The organism is Chryseobacterium sp. CG10_8, from assembly GCF_058117085.1.
Map to the genome: position 1 here is coordinate 1 of NZ_JBYVEB010000188.1, position 3,001 is coordinate 3,001.

Consider the following 3,001-nt stretch of genomic DNA (forward strand, 5'->3'; position numbering starts at 1 on the left):
TGTATTATTTTGGTTTCGTTGGATAGTGTCCAATTAAGTTGTTGGTCATTATTGACTTTGTAGCTATCAACTCCGATATACTCTACGGAGTACATCTTTTCTTTGTCTTTCCATACTTTAGTGCTTAATTGCCCACCTTTAAGATTGGTGCCAATTTCTCCCGTATTTTTTTCTGAAGATATCGTAATTGCCGAAGCTCTCTTTGCTGTTAAATCACTGACGAATTCTGAATGATCTTTGAAGATTTCAAGCCTTACATCATCGGTTATTATACTGTCAGACTTGGTGGAATCTGGGATAAATCTGTATTCGTAAATAAATCGATGAGTCTGTGATTTTAATGAAATGAACATTAAAATAATAAAAAAGGTTGAGGCTTTGGTCATTTTGTGTAAGTGTTTTTTTCAAGAATGATACAATAACGCAAAACAAGAAACGAAATTATACTTCACTCCAGATTGTGGAATGAAAATCTGTCAAAGTGAGAATTGTACATCAACAAGTAACTGTCAATTTTTTAATCCACCTCGTATTCGAGTTTAATGGTGATGCTTGCCTCTTTTTCTTTGGAGGAAGTGTTGAAAGTACCTCCATAAGAATAATCTTCATTGGAGTTAGGCGCGGTGATTTGGATAACGCCCATGGTTGCTCTTTTGAGGTTTCCAAGACCACTTCCGGCATTTTCTGCAATTTTTTCCGCGCGTTGTTTGGCGTCTTTGGTCGCATCTGCAATCATTTGTTGCTTCACATCCGCTAACTTGGTGTAGAAGTAGTTAGGAGATGAGGACGTGAATTCGATTCCTTGATTGATGATTTCGGTGATGTTCCGAGAAAGGTTTTCGATTTTGGCAACGTCTTTACTTTCGATAGAAACCGTTTGAGAAAGTTGGTAACCAGCAAAGGTTTTAATGCTGTTTCCTGAAGAATCCGAATTGTAATTGTACTGTTTCTCAATATCAACCGCCGAAAAAACCAGTTCGTTAGCTTTTAACCCCTTTGAAGTCAAATACTGAATGATAATTTTGCGGTCTTCTGCAAGCTGGTCATAGGCAGATTTTAGTTCGAAGCTGTTTCTCGAAAAACGACCACTCCATGTAATGAGGTCAGAGGTGAATTTCTTACTTCCTAAACCTGTTACGCTGATGGTGTTTTCAGACTTGTTTCGGTTTTTGATGGCACTTCCCAAAAGTCCCAAACCAATAATAAAACCAAGGGATGCAATGCTAATAGCGATAAGATTTTTGTTCATTTGTTGTTTTTTTATCAAAGCAAAATTATAAAAAATTCAAAATAAAAATTAACATTTTTTAACATCTATTAATAAAATTTAACTTTTACTGAATTCATCGGATTTCTAGCGTTTCTTTTTGACCTCTATAGGAATATTTTTTTTGTAGCTCCATGACTTTTTGTTTGCCCAATCGATAAAATCAGCCACGCACTTGGAGTCACAACTACCATATTTTAGGATTTTGCCTCGTGGAAAGCCACTTCTGAAAACATAGTAAATAAATGGTTGAATCTCAGTTTTCTTGAGACGGTACTCGCTAAGAAAGAAATCTTCACTCAAAGTCGATATTAGGAACTCAGCAAGGTCAATGTCAGACCATTGAGGTTCTACCTTACCAACAGAAAAACCTTGTCCAACAGGTTGTACAAATTCTCCATGTTTTGGAGCAAGTACCGCATGAGTTGATGGTCTTTTAATATATTGTGCCAGCTCCTTTTTCATTTTTTCTACCTTTTTTGGCTGATTGAATTGTCGAGAGTCTTTTCTCAAATCGCCTGTCATCGCTGGTTTTAGTTCGATTTCTTCGATTTCCTTTGGAATCGGAGTTAGAGCGACATTGATGGGAGCTTGGAAAGAAGATTCATTAATCTTTCGGCTGGCTCTTTCATAACGTGGCTTCGTAAATCGTATTTCTTCTCCAATTTTGCATGCTATCATGAAGTTTCCATTGGAGTCAGTCATGACGAATTTGTCGGTGTAGATATTGGTGACTTGTACATCAGCAAGTTCAACTCCATCGGTATTGGTAACCTTCCCAATGGCATATTGTTGGGCAGAAATCAGTCCTGAAATGATTAATAAAATAAAGAGGTAAAATCTTATTCTCACAATCGTATTTTTATTTGAAGTCTTTTATTGCTTTTTTGATGTATTTTTCAATGATCTGAATATTGAATTTGTAAAAGTACTTTTTATCCAATTGGAAGCGGTCATTAGCATAAATTATTAGTCTGTCAATATCAGCATCAGAAAAACCTATGCTTTTATAATAAGCGATATTGATTTTACTCTTTATCAATCGTAAAAATACTTCTCTATCCTGATGATTGATATCCATTTTCTCTTTTGAGAGAGCTTTTATAATTAAACCCGTCATTGCGATGATATCTAAGCCTTGTTGCTTTGGACGATATTCCGTTTGGTCAAATTCCCCTGGTTTTCTGTTGGTGACAGAAAGGTCGGATTTTTTCTTCATATAACTTTCTAAATTTTCGTCCAATGCAACTAATTTTTTGCTCTTGCCAAAGTGCAAAGCATCTTTGGATAGATTTCCTGTTAGATTTGGAAGTACTTCTACCTCTTCTATTTTTATTGTCGTGGGAGACATTACGATGGTCATAGATTCTTCAAAAGTGTCGGAATCTATTTTGCGACTTGCTCTCTCGTAGCGAGGCTTTGTAAATCGTATTTCTTCCCCACTTTTACATGCAATCATAAAATTCCCTTGGGAATTGGTTGTGACCGATTTGTCGGTATAGATATTGGTGACCAACACATCCGAAAGCTCGACTCCGTCGATACTGGTAACTTTTCCAAACACATATTGTTGTGCATAGACTAGTGGAAACGAAAAAAGGAGCAATATAGAGAAGTAGAGCTGTTGTTTCACCGTTTGTTTTTGTTCAAATTTAGAAGGAAAAATGAAGTGTTGATGAAGTTTAACCAACCTTAACAAGGTTTGGCAATATTTAAGGAAATAGATTAAAAAAT

General features: G+C 35.9%; 4 protein-coding genes. All 4 read right to left on the bottom strand.

Annotated features, from left to right (window positions below):
* Positions 1-386, bottom strand: a 386-nt coding sequence (locus AC4AGG_RS15925) for a hypothetical protein (protein WP_489773007.1), incomplete at its 3' end; no start/stop codon positions are given.
* A gap of 131 nt (positions 387-517) precedes the next feature.
* Positions 518-1,249, bottom strand: coding sequence for an SIMPL domain-containing protein (locus tag AC4AGG_RS15930; protein WP_489773008.1), 732 nt, complete (start codon positions 1,247-1,249; stop codon positions 518-520).
* A 105-nt stretch (positions 1,250-1,354) separates the two neighbouring features.
* Positions 1,355-2,119: a carboxypeptidase-like regulatory domain-containing protein gene (locus tag AC4AGG_RS15935; RefSeq protein ID WP_489773009.1), complete on the bottom strand. Its 765-nt coding sequence runs from the start codon at positions 2,117-2,119 to the stop codon at positions 1,355-1,357.
* A gap of 10 nt (positions 2,120-2,129) precedes the next feature.
* Positions 2,130-3,001 (bottom strand): hypothetical protein (locus tag AC4AGG_RS15940; protein ID WP_489773010.1); only part of this gene is annotated, 872 nt, incomplete at its 5' end.